The organism is Streptomyces sp. NPDC001093, from assembly GCF_040298985.1.
GTDB lineage: Bacteria > Actinomycetota > Actinomycetes > Streptomycetales > Streptomycetaceae > Streptomyces.
Genome location: NZ_JBEPBF010000193.1, coordinates 1 through 13346 on the forward strand (window position 1 = coordinate 1; position 13346 = coordinate 13346).

General features: G+C 74.2%; 16 protein-coding genes. 9 read left to right on the forward strand and 7 right to left on the reverse strand.

The features are described 5' to 3' along the window. On the forward strand, positions 1 to 547 hold a 547-nt coding region (locus tag ABT288_RS46485), incomplete at its 5' end, for a glycosyltransferase family protein (RefSeq protein ID WP_502973005.1). Positions 548 to 1273: 726 nt separating this feature from the next. Here the strand turns inward: ABT288_RS46485 and ABT288_RS46490 are convergent. The 5 genes from ABT288_RS46490 to ABT288_RS46510 all read right to left on the reverse strand — a co-directional run bounded on the left by ABT288_RS46490 (position 1274) and on the right by ABT288_RS46510 (position 4718). Beyond that, complete coding sequence (locus ABT288_RS46490) at positions 1274 to 1615, reverse strand: polysaccharide deacetylase family protein (protein WP_351622124.1); 342 nt, start codon at positions 1613 to 1615, stop codon at positions 1274 to 1276. Positions 1616 to 1650: 35 nt separating this feature from the next. Next, the gene (locus tag ABT288_RS46495) at positions 1651 to 2592 is read right to left on the reverse strand and encodes a DMT family transporter (RefSeq protein ID WP_351622127.1); all 942 of its coding nucleotides are present in this window, start codon (positions 2590 to 2592) and stop codon (positions 1651 to 1653) included. A 6-nt stretch (positions 2593 to 2598) separates the two neighbouring features. Beyond that, entirely contained in the window at positions 2599 to 3453 is an 855-nt protein-coding gene (locus tag ABT288_RS46500) for an SDR family NAD(P)-dependent oxidoreductase (RefSeq protein WP_351622167.1), read from the reverse strand. A 387-nt stretch (positions 3454 to 3840) separates the two neighbouring features. Then, the gene (locus ABT288_RS46505; protein ID WP_351622130.1) at positions 3841 to 4368 is read right to left on the reverse strand and encodes an SRPBCC family protein; all 528 of its coding nucleotides are present in this window, start codon (positions 4366 to 4368) and stop codon (positions 3841 to 3843) included. A 29-nt stretch (positions 4369 to 4397) separates the two neighbouring features. Further along, positions 4398 to 4718, reverse strand: a complete 321-nt coding sequence (locus ABT288_RS46510; protein ID WP_351622133.1) for an ArsR/SmtB family transcription factor — start codon at positions 4716 to 4718, stop codon at positions 4398 to 4400. A 167-nt stretch (positions 4719 to 4885) separates the two neighbouring features. Between ABT288_RS46510 and ABT288_RS46515 the strand changes: the two genes are divergently transcribed. The 6 genes from ABT288_RS46515 to ABT288_RS46540 all read left to right on the forward strand — a co-directional run bounded on the left by ABT288_RS46515 (position 4886) and on the right by ABT288_RS46540 (position 9382). Next, a complete protein-coding gene (locus tag ABT288_RS46515; protein ID WP_351622136.1) occupies positions 4886 to 6403 on the forward strand; it encodes an MFS transporter in 1518 nt (505 codons plus the stop codon). A 77-nt stretch (positions 6404 to 6480) separates the two neighbouring features. Next, positions 6481 to 6978, forward strand: coding sequence for a methyltransferase family protein (locus ABT288_RS46520; protein ID WP_351622139.1), 498 nt, complete (start codon positions 6481 to 6483; stop codon positions 6976 to 6978). A 57-nt stretch (positions 6979 to 7035) separates the two neighbouring features. Continuing rightward, the gene (locus tag ABT288_RS46525) at positions 7036 to 7221 is read left to right on the forward strand and encodes a hypothetical protein (RefSeq protein ID WP_351622144.1); all 186 of its coding nucleotides are present in this window, start codon (positions 7036 to 7038) and stop codon (positions 7219 to 7221) included. A 282-nt stretch (positions 7222 to 7503) separates the two neighbouring features. Then, on the forward strand, positions 7504 to 8517 hold the full coding sequence (locus tag ABT288_RS46530) for an iron-containing redox enzyme family protein (RefSeq protein WP_351622146.1): 1014 nt from the start codon (positions 7504 to 7506) through the stop codon (positions 8515 to 8517). Beyond that, the gene (locus ABT288_RS46535) at positions 8518 to 9192 is read left to right on the forward strand and encodes a HemK2/MTQ2 family protein methyltransferase (RefSeq protein WP_351622149.1); all 675 of its coding nucleotides are present in this window, start codon (positions 8518 to 8520) and stop codon (positions 9190 to 9192) included. Beyond that, a complete protein-coding gene (locus ABT288_RS46540; RefSeq protein ID WP_351622152.1) occupies positions 9173 to 9382 on the forward strand; it encodes a CDGSH iron-sulfur domain-containing protein in 210 nt (69 codons plus the stop codon). Before ABT288_RS46535 ends, ABT288_RS46540 begins: the two co-directional genes overlap by 20 nt. A gap of 212 nt (positions 9383 to 9594) precedes the next feature. On the opposite strand, the gene ABT288_RS46545 is transcribed toward ABT288_RS46540, so the two are convergent. After that, positions 9595 to 10029, reverse strand: a complete 435-nt coding sequence (locus ABT288_RS46545; protein ID WP_351622155.1) for a subtilase-type protease inhibitor — start codon at positions 10027 to 10029, stop codon at positions 9595 to 9597. Positions 10030 to 10364: 335 nt separating this feature from the next. On the opposite strand from ABT288_RS46545, the gene abmR reads away from it, so the two are divergent. Beyond that, complete coding sequence (gene abmR, locus ABT288_RS46550) at positions 10365 to 10949, forward strand: ATP-binding transcription factor AbmR (protein ID WP_351622158.1); 585 nt, start codon at positions 10365 to 10367, stop codon at positions 10947 to 10949. A gap of 294 nt (positions 10950 to 11243) precedes the next feature. Continuing rightward, complete coding sequence (locus ABT288_RS46555) at positions 11244 to 12413, forward strand: lactate 2-monooxygenase (protein WP_351622161.1); 1170 nt, start codon at positions 11244 to 11246, stop codon at positions 12411 to 12413. A 96-nt stretch (positions 12414 to 12509) separates the two neighbouring features. On the opposite strand, the gene ABT288_RS46560 is transcribed toward ABT288_RS46555, so the two are convergent. Further along, positions 12510 to 13346: RICIN domain-containing protein (locus tag ABT288_RS46560; protein ID WP_351622164.1), on the reverse strand; the 837-nt coding region annotated here is incomplete at its 5' end.

Here is a 13346-nt window from a genome sequence, read left to right on the forward strand (position 1 = left end):
CGCGCCCGGGTTTCACGCGCCGGCGCCCGGGGCTGCGCGGTGGCGCGGGCGCTTCGCCCGGCAGGCGCCCGGCCGGCCGGCGGTGCTGCTCTCCGCGGGTGCCTGGGGTGCGGCGTACCGCCCGGACGCCACCGCCCGGCTGCTGACGGCGGCCGGCTGGCTGCCGGTGGTGCTGTGCGGGCGCAACGCAGGGCTGCGGGCGCGGGTGTCCCGGGTACCCGGGGTGCTCGCCCTGGACTGGGTGGACGACATGCCCGGGCTGCTGGCCGCCGCGTACGCCCTGGTGGACAACGCGGCCGGCCAGACCGCCGTACAGGCCCTCGCCGCCGGGCTGCCCGTGCTCGGGTACCGGCCACTGCCCGGCCACGGGATGGACGGAGTCCGCCGGATGGCCGACCTCGGCGTGTCGGAACTCGCCCCCGACGGGCCCGCGTTACTGACGGCTCTCGGCAGCCTCACGGAGGGCGGCCCGCAGCGGGCGGAACGGGTGTCGCGGGGGCGGGCGCTGTTCCGGGATGATCCGATGGCGCACGTGACCGGGATGTGAGACGGGCAGACGGGGGAGGCGGGATACCCACGGCCACCGGCCCACCTGGGTCCGGCGTCCGCTCGCCCTGCGCTCCGGGACGCGGAGCATGGCGGCCGCTCCCCCGGCCATTGCTCACTGTCACCACCGGTCCCGGAGCACCGGGTGACGCATCGCCCGGTCCAGCCTCGCCCGGCGCACAACCGATCGCCCCGCTCAGCAGCGCGCCCCATGCTCACGCAGAGAGCCGACGCAAAGCCCGGACTCCCGGCAGTCCGCACCCGGGCAGGCAGTGCCGCCGGGCACCAACCGGCGCCTCGGCGGCTCCCCGCCTCCGCTCAACCACCGCGCCGACCACCCGCGCGCCAGGGGTAACGCATCGCCCCGTCCGGCCCCGCGTGGCACACAACCGACCGCCCTGCTCAGCAGCGCGCCCATGCTCACGCAGACAGCCGACGGAAAGCCCGGCTTCGCGGCAGTCCTGCACGAGGGCGGGCAGTGTGCCGAGCGCCGGCAGGCGGGGGCTCCTGGCCGGTCGGAGTCGGGCAGCAGGATCGTGCCGCCGCCGATCAGGTCCGCCGCGACCAGAGCCCGCACGGACGCCGGGGTGGCCTCGGCCGTCCAGTCCTTGCCCCATGCCGACCACTGCACAGGCCGCACGTGAGGATCCCGCCGGTGGCCGTAGACGTCGTGCAGCGCGCGTGCGGTCCGGGCGACCTGCCGCGCGTGCCGGGCGGGTGCGGGGCGTCAGGGACGGTGGTGGGTCCAGCCGTGCACGGCCAGTTCGTGTCCGCGCCGGGCGGTCTCCCGGACCAGCGCGGGATGGCGCACCACGTGCTCGCCGGGCACGGAGAACGTCGCCCGCACACCGAGGTCGTCCAGCGCGTCGAGGATATGTGGTGTGGACCGCGGGTCCAGGTCGTTGTCCAAGGTCAGCGCGACGTGTCGGCGGCGGCCGGTGCCGGCGAGCCGCGGGAACAGCAGCAGCCGCACCCGGGGAGCCAGGTGGCCGCCGGTCCGATGTGCGCGGCGGCGAGCGACGGCGGCCGGCAGCGGGACGGCCGCGGTCCGCCATGGGCGGCCGGACATGGGGGACAGCGCTCACCCGCCTTCCGTACGTGTCCTCAACCGTGCGTCCGGTAACCGTGCGTCCGGTGCAGACGCCTCCCGCTGTCCTTCCCGCCCCGCGACCGCGCGTCCCACTCCCGTCCGACGGCCGGCGCCCGGGCCAGTCCGATGCTGCCCGCCCCGATCAGGGCGATGCCGATCGCCTCCGGCACCATCCGCCACCCGAGGTGGATCGCCTCCGCGAACAGGACCCAGCCGAGGACGACGCTGGTGAGCGCGTCACCGAGGGTGAGGGCGGGCTGCGAGGCGGTGAGCGATCCGGCGCCCAGCGCACTCTGCAGCAGCAGGAAGGCGATGAGTCCGGCGCCGGCCGTGGCGTACGGCGACCAGTGGGTGAACATCGCCGCCGGCCCGTGTCCGAGCCGCCCCACGGCTTCCTTGAGCAGCGCGGCGGTGGTGGCGAAGCACACGGCGGAGGCGAGGCCGAACAGCGCGGCCCGGGGCGCTCCCTTCGCCGGGCGGGCGGCGGTCACGAGGAGCACGACCAGGCCGAGCGCCCCGCCGCCGCCCAGGAGCCAGGCCCGGGGCGGCGCGGTCGGCACGCCCGCGCCCGGGGCGGCCGCCAGCAGGAACACGGCCAGTCCGGCGGCGAGGGCGACGAAGGCCAGCCAGGTCCACGGGCCGGGGCGGCGCCGGAAGACGACACCGCCCACCAGCAGGGTGAACAGCAGCTCGGTGGCGAGCAGCGGCTGGACCAGGGACAGGCTGCCCACGGCCAGCGCCCCGGCCTGCAGCAGCCCGGAGACCGCCAGCAGCGCGGCACCCGCGAGCCAGTACGGGCGCCGCAGCAGCCGGGCGAACCGGCGCACGGCCGCCCCCGGACCACCGGCGCCCTCCTCGTCGTACGGCTCCTGCACGGCGGCCAGGCGCTGCAGGACGGACGCGGACGCGTTGCTCAGGGCCGCGAGCAGTGCGAGCAGGACCGTGACGCCGGTCATGGCCGGTCACCCGAAACGGGCGGCGAGCCACCGGTAGAGCCCGGGCGCGACGCCGCGCACCAGGGCGGGACACCGCAGCCAGCCGGGGACGTACACCTCGTCCTTGCCGTGCAGCACGGCGGCCCAGACGGCGTCCGCCACGCGCTCGGCCGGCACCGGGCGCGGCCATGCCCGCGTGTAGGGGGCGCCGCGGCGCTCGAAGAACGGCGTGTCGACCGCGCCGGGGATCACATGCGACACGCCCACCCCGGTGTGGCGCACCTCGTAGCGCAGGGCGTCGGCGAAGGCGGCCAGGGCGGCCTTCGCCGCGGAGTACACGGCCTCGCCGCGCACGCCGAGGCTGCCCGCGACGGACCCGATGAGCACGATGCGTCCCGAGCCCGCCGCGACCATGTGGGGCAGCACGGCGCGCACGAGGTGCAGGGTGGCCAGCAGGTCGACGCCGACGATCTCGTCGATGCGCGCGTGCGGCATGCCGGTGAAGTCGCCGGCCCAGCCCAGGCCCGCGCACGCCACCAGCAGGTCGAGGCGGCCCGCGTGGTCGAGGACCAGATCGGTGAGCAGACGGTCGGCGCCCGGCCGGGTCAGGTCCGCCGGCACGGCCAGGGCGTCGAGCGGCGCGGCCACCTGCTCCAGTCGGGTGGCGTCCCGCCCGTTCAGCACCAGCCGCCAGCCTCCCTCGGCGGCGAGCCGGCGGGCGACGACGGCACCGATGCCCGAGGAGGCACCCGTCACCAGCGCGGTGCCGCCCCGGCCGGCCCGGTTCCCGGCGGGTCCGAGGGCCGGGCCCGCCGCCGGGACGGAGGTCGCGACCGGCCCGGCGCGTTTCGACGGTCCTGCGGGTGGCGGGGCGTGGGACATGGTGACGACCTCACTGCGACGTGTGGGCACGGGCTCGCGAACTCCGGGGCCGAACCTTCGCGGTGTATCCAGGGCGCCACACACTGAAACACCGCGCACGGCGAAGCCCCGCCGAACGCCCGCCGCAGGTGAACGGATGGGGCTCGGGCGCCGGTCGGTATGTCGGGACGACCACGGGTTTCGGGGAGCGAGGCAGCGGTCGCGGTGCACCGGGCCGACGCCCACATCACGACCGTACGCCGGGGCATCCGGCGGCAGAAGGGCATCACCTGCGCCGGGGTGCTCCGGCTGATCGACCGGCTGCCGTACGCCGAGGCGTTCGGTGTCCAGCCGCGGACGCGGAGGCGGGCCCTGGCCCGGGTGGTCGCGAGCGAGCGGCGTGGCCGGTCAGTCCAGGCCCGGCACGGGCGCGCCGGAGGGCACACCGGCGCCGATGTAGGCGTCGTAGAACTCCTTCCAGGGCGCGCTCACCCCGGCGTGCGCGCCCTCGAAGCGCCCGCCGCGTGCCTTGGCGTCCAGGGCAGCGAGGCACACCTCCCAGCCGGCGCCGTTGCGGGCGGCGGTGTCCGACTCGCCGAGGACGTTGGTGAGCGTGAACCGGGTGCGCCGTTCGCCGACGGCTTCCAGGTCGAAGCGGAGCTCGTCGCCGCCCCACGCGAAGGACAGGTGCCGGGGCGGGTCGACGGCGAGCACCCTGCCGGTGGACTCGGGCATGTTCGGGTCGCCGCTGAAGCGGATGGTGCCGCCGGGACGTAGCTCCATCTCGGCGCGGGAGGGGAACCACTGGGCCAGTTCGCCGGGATCGGTGACGAACCGCCAGACGCGTTCCACCGGGTGGTCGTAGGTGCGGCTGAACCGGACGGCGGGGCGGCCGTCCTCCAAGGTCAGATAGGTGCCGGTGAGATCGACGGGCATGGGGTTCCGGTCCTTCGCTGTGGGGGGTGTCAGGTGTCGTCCGACGTCTCGTCGAGGCGCCGGCCCAGGGCGTCCAGGCTGCGGTTCCACAGCCGGCGGTAGGGCTCGAGCCAGGCGTCGAGGGCGGCGATCGGTGCCGGGTCGAGGGCGTAGACGCGGCGCTGCGCGTCCTGCCGGACCCGGACCAGGCCCGCCTCCCGGAGCACCTTCAGGTGCTTGGAGGTGCTCGGCTGGCTCAGTCCGCAGGCGTCGACGATCTCCCCGACGGGCCGGGGTCGCTCCAGCAGGAGCGCGACGATGGCACGCCGATGGGGGTCGGCGAGGGCGGACCAGAGCGCTGCGTCGGACATGAGACTTAATATGCCTCGATAGTTATATTCCCGTCAAGGAATGCAAGAGAAAAGGAAACGTTGCCGTTTCGCTAGCCGTGCCCTAAGGTCGTAGGTGTACGAAACAGTTTCGTTTACGAGCTGTTCGCTCGCCCGTACCCGAACGACTTGCCCTGGAGTGGTTCCCCATGCCCCAGAAGACCCTGGCCGAGGGCTCCCGAGCAGGAGCCGCCGCGATCGAACACGGTGGGGTGGCCTCGCCCAAGCGGTGGTGGATCCTCGCGGTCATCGCCATCGCCCAGCTGATGGTCGTCCTCGACGCCACGATCGTGAACATCGCCCTGCCGTCCGCCCAGACCGACCTCGGCTTCTCCGACGGCAACCGGCAGTGGATCGTGACGGCGTACGCCCTCGCCTTCGCCTCCCTGCTGCTGCTCGGCGGCCGGATCGCCGACCTGTTCGGCCGCAAGCCCGCCTTCCTCGTCGGCGTCGTCGGCTTCGCCGCGGCCTCCGCGCTGGGCGGCGCCGCGAACGGCTTCACCATGCTGGTCGTCGCCCGGGCCCTGCAGGGCGCCTTCGGCGCGCTCCTTGCGCCCGCCGCGCTGTCGCTGCTCAACACCACGTTCACCAACGCCAGGGAACGGGCCCGGGCCTTCAGCGTGTACGGCGCGATCGCCGGCGCCGGCGGCGCCGTGGGCCTGCTGCTCGGCGGTGTGCTGACCGACGCGTTCGACTGGCGCTGGACCCTGTACGTGAACGTGGCCATCGCGGTCGTCGCCTTCGCGGGCGGCTGGATCCTGCTGGACAACCACCGTGACGCGGAGAACGCCAGGCTGGACGTGCCGGGCACGGTCCTCGTGGCCGCCGGTCTGTTCTCCCTCGTCTACGGCTTCTCCAACGCCGAGACACACCACTGGGGTTCGCCGCTGACCTGGGGCTTCCTGATCGCGGGCGGTGTGCTGCTCGCGGCCTTCGCCAGGTGGCAGACCCGGGCCGCGCACCCGCTGCTGCCGCTGCTGCCGCTGCGCATCCTGCTCGACCGCGACCGCGCGGCCTCCTTCCTCGCGGTGCTCATCACCGGCGCGGGCATGTTCGGCGTGTTCCTGTTCCTGACCTACTACCTCCAGCTCAACCTGGGCTTCAGCCCGACGAAGACCGGTGTGGCGTTCCTGCCTATGGTCGGCGCGCTGATGGTGACCGCGCAGGTGGGCACCACGATCCTGGTGCCCCGCCTCGGCCCGAAGACGGTCATCCCGCTGGGCTTCGCCATCGCGACGGGCGGCATGGCCTGGCTCACCGGCATCGGCCTCGGCTCGCACTACCTGAGCGCCGTCCTGCCGCAGCTGATCGTGATCGGCGTGGGTCTCGGCCTGGTCATGCCGCCGGCCATGCAGCTGGCCACCGGCGGAGTCGCGGCCGAGGACGCGGGCGTGGCCTCCGCGACCGTCAACGCCATGCAGCAGGTGGGTGGTTCGATCGGCACGGCGCTGCTGAACACCCTCGCCGCGAGCGCCGCCACGGACTACCTCTCCGGCCGGGACGCCACCAGCAGGCTGGTGCGGGCACAGGCGACGATCGAGAGCTACACGACCGCCTTCTCGTGGTCCGCGGGGCTCTTCGCCGCGGGCGCGGTGCTCGCCTTCCTGTTCTACCGGCGCGGGGTGCCGCAGCAGGACGCGGGAGCGGCACCGGTCGTCCACATGTGACAGCCACGCGCCATCCAGCCCGAGGGGCCGCCGTCAGCAGGGAGACGGCGGCTCCTCGCCCTGTCATGGTGAGGAGTATGCGCAAGGCGTCGGCGGCGCTCGGCAGCGTCCTGTTCCTCGTCTTCGTCTCGGGCGGCGCGGCCGTGGTGGTGCCGTGGTGGCTGACCGGTGGCCGGCGCTGCGGCCACTGGTGGCCGCCGCTGCGGCTGCTCGGCCTGCTGCCCCTGCCGGCCGGTGCCGCCGTCATTCTGGAGGCCTTCAGCCGGTTCGCCCTGGAGGGGCTCGGCACGCCGGCGCCGGTCGCGCCGCCCGCGCGGCTGGTGGTGAGCGGCCCCTACCGGTACGTTCGCAATCCGATCTACGTCGCGGTGGTCGCCGTACTCTTCGGACAGGGCCTGCTTCCGGCCCGGCCGGTGCTCTTAGGTTACGCCGCCGGCGCCTGGGTGCTGACCTGGGCGTTCGTCCGCTGGTACGAGGAGCCGGGGCTGGTGCGACGCTTCGGCACCGAGTACGAGCGCTACCGGCGGGCGGTGCCGGCCCGGTGTCCCCGGCGCCCTCCCCGGCGGGGCGCTTGAGACGGCCGTCGGCGGGTAACTCAGCTGATCAGGGGCACGACGGTGGAAGGAGAGGCCATGTCCGGCGAGCAGGACGAGAAGGACCGCAAGGAACAGTTCGACACCGCCCTGGAGGAAGTACTCCGGGAGGTCGAGGAGGCCGAGAAGCGCGACGAGGACAAGGCCGCCGGCGGCAAGGCCGGGGACGCGATCACGCCGAACACCGAGGCGCAGGAGGAGGCTGACCGGCCGGAAGAGGACTGAGAAGCCCGAACGCGGGAGCAGTCGTGCCCTCCAGGCATGGCGACCACCCGCGCCCTCCGGGCGCGAACCGACCACCGGCAGCCGACCCGCCCGGGGACGAGCAAGCCCCGGCGTCCCTCCCGGGACGGCGGCCCCACCAGCCATGCCCTCCCGAGGCCCAGCGGCCACCCGTGCCCCCGAGGCGGAACGACGACCGGCGCCTCCCGAGGCCCAGCGGCCACCAACAGCCTCCCGAGGCCGCTCGGGCGGCGGTGTCCTCCCGGGCCGGGGTACCCGGTCCTCATGAACAGCCACGAGTGCGGACCCGGGCTGCCTCCGCCCCGCGGGCCCCTCTCCGCCGCGGTCGCCGCTCGTCTGCGCGGCGCGGGGCCCCTGCCCGGGCCCGCTGAGGCCGGGGAGGCGGATCCGTACGGCGACGACCTGCAACTCGCCCTGTACCTCTGCTACGAGTTGCACTACCGGGGCTTCGCCGGCGTCGCCCCGGAGTGCGAGTGGGACCCTGACCTGCTGCGCGTCCGCGCCGCGCTGGAGCGCCGCTTCCTGTCCGCGCTGCGCGCCGACGCGCCGGGCCACGACAGCCTCGACGACGCCCTCGCCGCGCTGCTGACCGAACCGGCCGAGGGCAGCGGGGTCACCCATTTCCTCGGCACCGAGGGCGAGTTGTGGCAGTTGCGCGAGTACGCCGCCCAGCGCTCGCTGTACCACCTGAAGGAGGCCGACCCGCACGCCTGGGTGCTGCCGAGGCTGTGGGGCCGGGCCAAGGCGGGGATGGCGGCGGTGGAGTTCGACGAGTTCGGCGGCGGCCGGGCCGACCGGGTCCACGCGCACCTGTTCGCCGCGCTGATGACGGACCTGGGCCTGGACTGCAGCTACGGCCGCTATCTGGACGCGGCCCGCACGGAGATGCTCGCCGTCGTCAACCTGATGTCCCTGTTCGGACTGCACCGCGGGCTGCGCGGCGCGCTGGTGGGCCACTTCGCCGACGTGGAGATCACCTCCTCACCGGGCTCCCGCCGGCTCGCCGAGGCCATGCGCCGCACCGGCGCGGGATGCGCGGCGGAGTTCTTCTACGACGAGCACGTCGTGGCGGACGCGGTGCACGAGCAGGTCGTACGCCATGAGGTGATCGGCGGACTGCTCGCCGAGGAGCCGGAGCTCGCGGCGGACGTGGCCTTCGGGATCGACGCGACCGAGTATCTGGAGGACCGGCTGGCGCGGCGGCTGCTCGCCGACTGGCGCGCCGGGCGCTCGTCGCTGCGCACACCTCTGGCGCCACAGACATCCCATACATCCTGAATGCCGGGGTACTCGCGCGGTGTGATCGCTGTGGTGCTTCCGGGCGTGTACGCCCCGCAGGACGACACGGAGTTGCTCGCCGAGTCCCTCCGCGAGGAGGCTCCGCCGCCCGGTGCCCGGGTGCTCGACGTCGGCACCGGCAGCGGGGCGCTGGCCCTGGAGGCGGCCCGGCACGGCGCCGAGGTGACCGCGGTGGACGTGTCCCGGCTGGCGGTGTGGACGGTACGGATGAACGCCTGGCTGACCCGGCTGCCGGTGCGGATCCGGCGCGGCAACCTCTTCGGACCGGTCCGGGGCCGCACCTACGACCTCATCCTCGCGAACCCGCCGTACGTTCCCGCACCCGATGCCGGACGCCGGCCGCGCGGCCGGGCCCTCGCCTGGGACGCGGGCCGGGACGGCAGGCTGCTGCTGGACCGGATCTGCCGGGACGCGCCCGTGCTGCTCCGCCCCGGAGGCGTGCTGCTGATCGTGCACTCGGCGCTCAGCGATCCCGACCGCACCCTGCGACTGCTGCGCGCCGCACGCCTGGAGGCCTCGGTGGTCCGGCGCCGCCGGATCCCCTTCGGTCCGGTGCTGCGCTCGCGGGAGGACTGGCTGCGCCGGCGCGGTCTGCTCGCACCGGCCGCACATGAGGAGGAGTTGGTGGTCGTCCGTGCCGAACGAACGCGCTGACCGGGCCCGCAGGATCACCATCCAGCAGCAGGGGCCGCTGCTCGTGGAGGGGCCGGTGGAGGTCGAGTTGGCGGACGGCACCACGGTGTCCTCGGACCGTTTCCGTGTCGCTCTGTGCACCTGCCGGCGCAGTCGCCGCTACCCCTGGTGCGACACGAGTCACCGACGCAAGGCCAAGGACAGCGGTTGAAACCAGCTGTTTTTCGCCGCTCCCCGGACAAGGCCCCCCACGGGCCCGCCCGGGGAGCGGCTGTGTGCCCGGAAGCCGGCGGGCGGCCCCACTCCGCCCGTCGGCTCCGGTGCGAGATCGCAGGTTCCCCGCTTCCAGGGGCCGCACTCCCCAGTTGCGGACCTGTTCCGGCGTATGCGGAGCCCGCTGCGATCCCGGTCCTGGAGGCGGCCCTAGAAGGCGAAGACGCCGCCGCCCACCGAGTCGCGCACGCACGTGTTGCCGAAGGTGCGCTCGTACGAGACGCGCTTGCCCTCCCAGACGCCCTGGACGGTGACGACGACTGGGTTGTACAGCTTGTTGCACCACACGTCGACGCTCGGCTTCAGGGCGTCGAAGTCGCCGCCGGTGCCGCGCAGTTCGGCGCAGGCCACGGCGGCGGCCGGGTGGGTGCCGGAGGCCGTGGGGGCACAGGTCAGGGTGACGGCGCGCTCCGGGGTGGCCGTGGCCGCGTCGCTGCCGTGGCCGGTGGTGAGGACCAGCGCCGAGGGGGCGTAGAGCGACGACGGGGCGGCGCCCGGTGCAGCGACGGCGGCCCCGGTCAGGGATCCGCAAACGGCGGCGGCCATGAGGCCGAGGGCCGCTGCCCGGCGCGCGGTGTTCCGCATTGTATGCATCCTTCCGCTGGGATAGACGGGTGCCGGCTCCGGCCCGGTCTGCGCCGGAGCGGCGAGCGCCACTCTGCCGAGTCCGCCGCCGAAACACACATCGAACCCGCAGGTTTCAGTAACCTTGCGTGTTGAAACAGTGGCGTGAAGTTACGGAAATGGAAGAGCCTGACCGCGTAACTGAGCGGTTCTTGATCGCTGGAAGCGGTCACATGGCCGAAAATCACCGGCTCGTTAATCGGCCTGAAACATTCCGGGTTCGCCGTGAGTGAAACCTTTCACGATGCCTTCACGTCTCCTTGCGTTCATGTAGGCGGCCGCGTAAGGCTGATTACATGATTACAACGGAGCAAAAAGAGAAGCTGCGCGGCTGGTTCGCCGGCCGCCTGCCGGACGATCTCTTCGAGGAACTGGTCGAGATCACCGCCGACCGCGAGGAGATCACGGTGATCGGCCGCATCCCCGAGCCGCGGCTCGCCGAGGACGCCTCGGACCCCGAGCGGGAGACCGCGCTGCGCGCCCGGATACAGGAGTTCCGGGAGCGGACCCGCGAGGGCCGGATGGAGGTGGCCCGGGAGGCCGAGCACCTGTTCCGCCGCAAGGTCTCGTGGGGCGTGGTGTGCGGCCCGGAGCGCGCCCTGTTCACGCATGTGGCCGCGCCGGTCATGACCCGGCTGCGCCAGCCGGAGCGTCAGGTGCTGGACACCCTCATCGCCGGAGGCGTCGCCCGCAGCCGCAGCGACGCCCTCGCCTGGTGCGTACGCCTGGTCCAGCGGCACACCGAGGACTGGCTGACCGAGCTGCGCGAGTCGCTGGAACACGTCCAGCGGGTACGGGCGCAGGGACCCGACGCGGAGGAGGTGGCCGATCCCTCCACCGACGGCGAGGACGCACGTCCAGGACATGGTGCAGGAGGTTGAGCGGATCGGTGACCGGCTGCGCCGTGTCGTGTGCGTCGGCTCCGACGTGCCCGCGGACGGGGTGTCGTTCCGCGACGGGTTCGACAGCGACCACATTCGGCGGTCGCTCGCCGAGCACGGCGGCGTGTGGCGACCCGGCCCGCGGTGGAACCCCGGGCACTGGCCCATGTTCTCCAGGCCGAAGGACCTGGTGCGCAGGCTGAAGGAGGCGGGCGCCCGCGCGCTGACGCCCCGGCTACCCGCCAGTATCGTCGCTCTGCACGCGTACTCAGCGACGAGAGGCGGGACGGCCGGATGGCGAAGCACTGGGCTGATTTCCAGTACGAGATCTATCTGAGCGGGATGACGGGTGCCGTGCCGCGGCTTCCCACCGACCTGACCCGGCTGGAGGAGCTGGCCGAACACCGGCTCGGTCCGGGCCCGGTGGGGTATGTGGCGGGAAGCGCGGGCGACGGCAGCACGGCCCGCTCGAACCGGGCCGCGCTCGCCCGGCGCCGGATCGTGCCGCGCATGCTGCGTGACGTGGCCGAGCGCGATCTGTCTCTCGAGGTGCTCGGCCGGGCGCTGCCGGCGCCGCTGGCGCTGGCGCCCGTCGGCGTGCTGTCGATCATGCATCCGGACGCCGAGTCCGCCGCCGCCCGGGCCGCCGCCGCGCAGGGCGTGCCGTACATCCTGTCCTCGGCGTCGAGCACACCGATGGAGCGGGTCGCGGAGGCGATGGGGGACGCCGAGCGGTGGTTCCAGCTGTACTGGGGCAAGGACCGCGAGGTGACGCGGAGTTTCCTGAGCAGGGCGAAGGCCGCCGGGTTCTCGGTGCTCGTGGTCACCCTGGACACCCCGCTGCTGGCGTGGCGGCCGCGCGACCTGGACCAGGCGTATCTGCCGTTCCTGCACGGGGTGGGCACCGCGAACTACTTCACCGACCCGGCGTTCCGGGCAGGGCTCGCCAAGCCCGTGCACGAGGACCCGAACGCGGCGGTGCTGCACTTCCTCGGCCTGTTCGGGGACGCGGGCCACACCTGGCCGGACCTGGCGTTCCTGCGGGAGCACTGGGACGGTCCGATCGTGCTCAAGGGCATCCTGCACCCGGACGACGCCCGGCTCGCCGCGGACGCCGGGGTGGACGGCGTGGTGGTCTCCAACCACGGCGGCCGGCAGGTGGCCGGCTCGGTCGCCGCGGCCGATGCGCTGCCCCGGGTCGCGGACGCGGTCGGCGACCGGCTGACGGTGCTGTTCGACAGCGGGGTGCGCACCGGCGACGACGTGTTCAAGGCGCTGGCCCTCGGCGCGCGGGCCGTGCTCCTCGGGCGGCCGTACGTCTACGGGCTCGGGCTGGACGGACAGGCCGGCGTGGAGCATGTGATCCGGTGCGTGCTGGCCGAGTTGGACCTGACGCTGGCTCTGTCCGGGCACACGGGCCCGGGGACGGTGTCGGGGGCGGACCTGGTCGAGGACCCGAGCTGAGCGTGTCCGCCGGACGCTGCGCCGGGTGCCACGGCAGGCCGTGAGGCGTGTGCGGCACCGTCGTTGCCGGTCGCGCCCACGCGGCGCAGCCGCGTATCAGACGGGAGCCGCGCCCCTTCGGAGTGCTGGACCCCCCGTACCGGCGACGGAGAGTGAGCTCGGGCTCGCAGTGGCCCCGTCGGTCGTCCAGCGCTGGCCGGCCGAGCCGTCCCGCACCTTGACGACGAGATCGGCGCCGGCGTTCGACGCGGTGGTGGCGAGCGCCAGCGTCCGGTCCCAGCGGGTCAGCAACTCGCCCTGTGCGGTGAGGTCGTAGCGTACGTCGTCGCCCCGCGGCGTGCCGGCGGCGGCGCAGGTGCCGAGGATGACCACGCCGGCGTCGGCGTGCGAGTCCAGGCACAGCCCCGCGGCGGCCGCGCTGCGCAGGCGCCCGTCGGCCTCGTACGTCCATTGCTGGGTCGGTGCCGAGGAGCACACGGCGAGGACCGCGCCCGCACCGGCCTTCGGTGTGCCCCTGATGTCCAGGCACAGGTCGGCGGCCGCGTTGCGCAGCCGGGTGGGGCGGCCTGTGGTGGGCAGTCCCGCGGTGCCGGGCGCGGTGGCGGAGGCGTGCGGGGACTGGCCGGGGGCGCTGCCGGGGACGGCGCTGGTGGAGGCGACCGGGTCGGTGCCGTCGCCGCCGTCCGGCCACACGCTGATCGCCAGGACGGTCGCGAGCAGCGCCGCCGAGGCCACGCCGACCCCGGTGAGCAGCGTCCTGGACGACCAGGCGGTGCCGGGGATCCGGGCGAGCGGTCCGGGCTCGCCGCCGTGCCGCCGGCCGCGGGACCCCGGGAACCGGGCCCCGCCTTCGCCGTCGGCGCGGCGCCGGGTGCCGGGCGGGGCGGCACGGGTGAACAGACCTATGTCGCGCTTGTCGCCGCCGCGCCGGCG

What these genes read in the sequence shown, in the direction of transcription:
- ABT288_RS46490 (WP_351622124.1), bottom strand. Translation starts at nt 1,615, where the DNA reads ATGTCCGGCCGCCCATGGCGGACCGCGGCCGTCCCGCTGCCGGCCGCC.
- ABT288_RS46495 (WP_351622127.1), bottom strand. Translation starts at nt 2,592, where the DNA reads ATGACCGGCGTCACGGTCCTGCTCGCACTGCTCGCGGCCCTGAGCAAC.
- ABT288_RS46500 (WP_351622167.1), bottom strand. Translation starts at nt 3,453, where the DNA reads ATGTCCCACGCCCCGCCACCCGCAGGACCGTCGAAACGCGCCGGGCCG.
- ABT288_RS46505 (WP_351622130.1), bottom strand. Translation starts at nt 4,368, where the DNA reads ATGCCCGTCGATCTCACCGGCACCTATCTGACCTTGGAGGACGGCCGC.
- ABT288_RS46510 (WP_351622133.1), bottom strand. Translation starts at nt 4,718, where the DNA reads ATGTCCGACGCAGCGCTCTGGTCCGCCCTCGCCGACCCCCATCGGCGT.
- ABT288_RS46515 (WP_351622136.1), top strand. Translation starts at nt 4,886, where the DNA reads ATGCCCCAGAAGACCCTGGCCGAGGGCTCCCGAGCAGGAGCCGCCGCG.
- ABT288_RS46520 (WP_351622139.1), top strand. Translation starts at nt 6,481, where the DNA reads ATGCGCAAGGCGTCGGCGGCGCTCGGCAGCGTCCTGTTCCTCGTCTTC.
- ABT288_RS46525 (WP_351622144.1), top strand. Translation starts at nt 7,036, where the DNA reads ATGTCCGGCGAGCAGGACGAGAAGGACCGCAAGGAACAGTTCGACACC.
- ABT288_RS46530 (WP_351622146.1), top strand. Translation starts at nt 7,504, where the DNA reads ATGAACAGCCACGAGTGCGGACCCGGGCTGCCTCCGCCCCGCGGGCCC.
- ABT288_RS46535 (WP_351622149.1), top strand. Translation starts at nt 8,518, where the DNA reads ATGCCGGGGTACTCGCGCGGTGTGATCGCTGTGGTGCTTCCGGGCGTG.
- ABT288_RS46545 (WP_351622155.1), bottom strand. Translation starts at nt 10,029, where the DNA reads ATGCGGAACACCGCGCGCCGGGCAGCGGCCCTCGGCCTCATGGCCGCC.
- abmR (WP_351622158.1), top strand. Translation starts at nt 10,365, where the DNA reads ATGATTACAACGGAGCAAAAAGAGAAGCTGCGCGGCTGGTTCGCCGGC.
- ABT288_RS46555 (WP_351622161.1), top strand. Translation starts at nt 11,244, where the DNA reads ATGGCGAAGCACTGGGCTGATTTCCAGTACGAGATCTATCTGAGCGGG.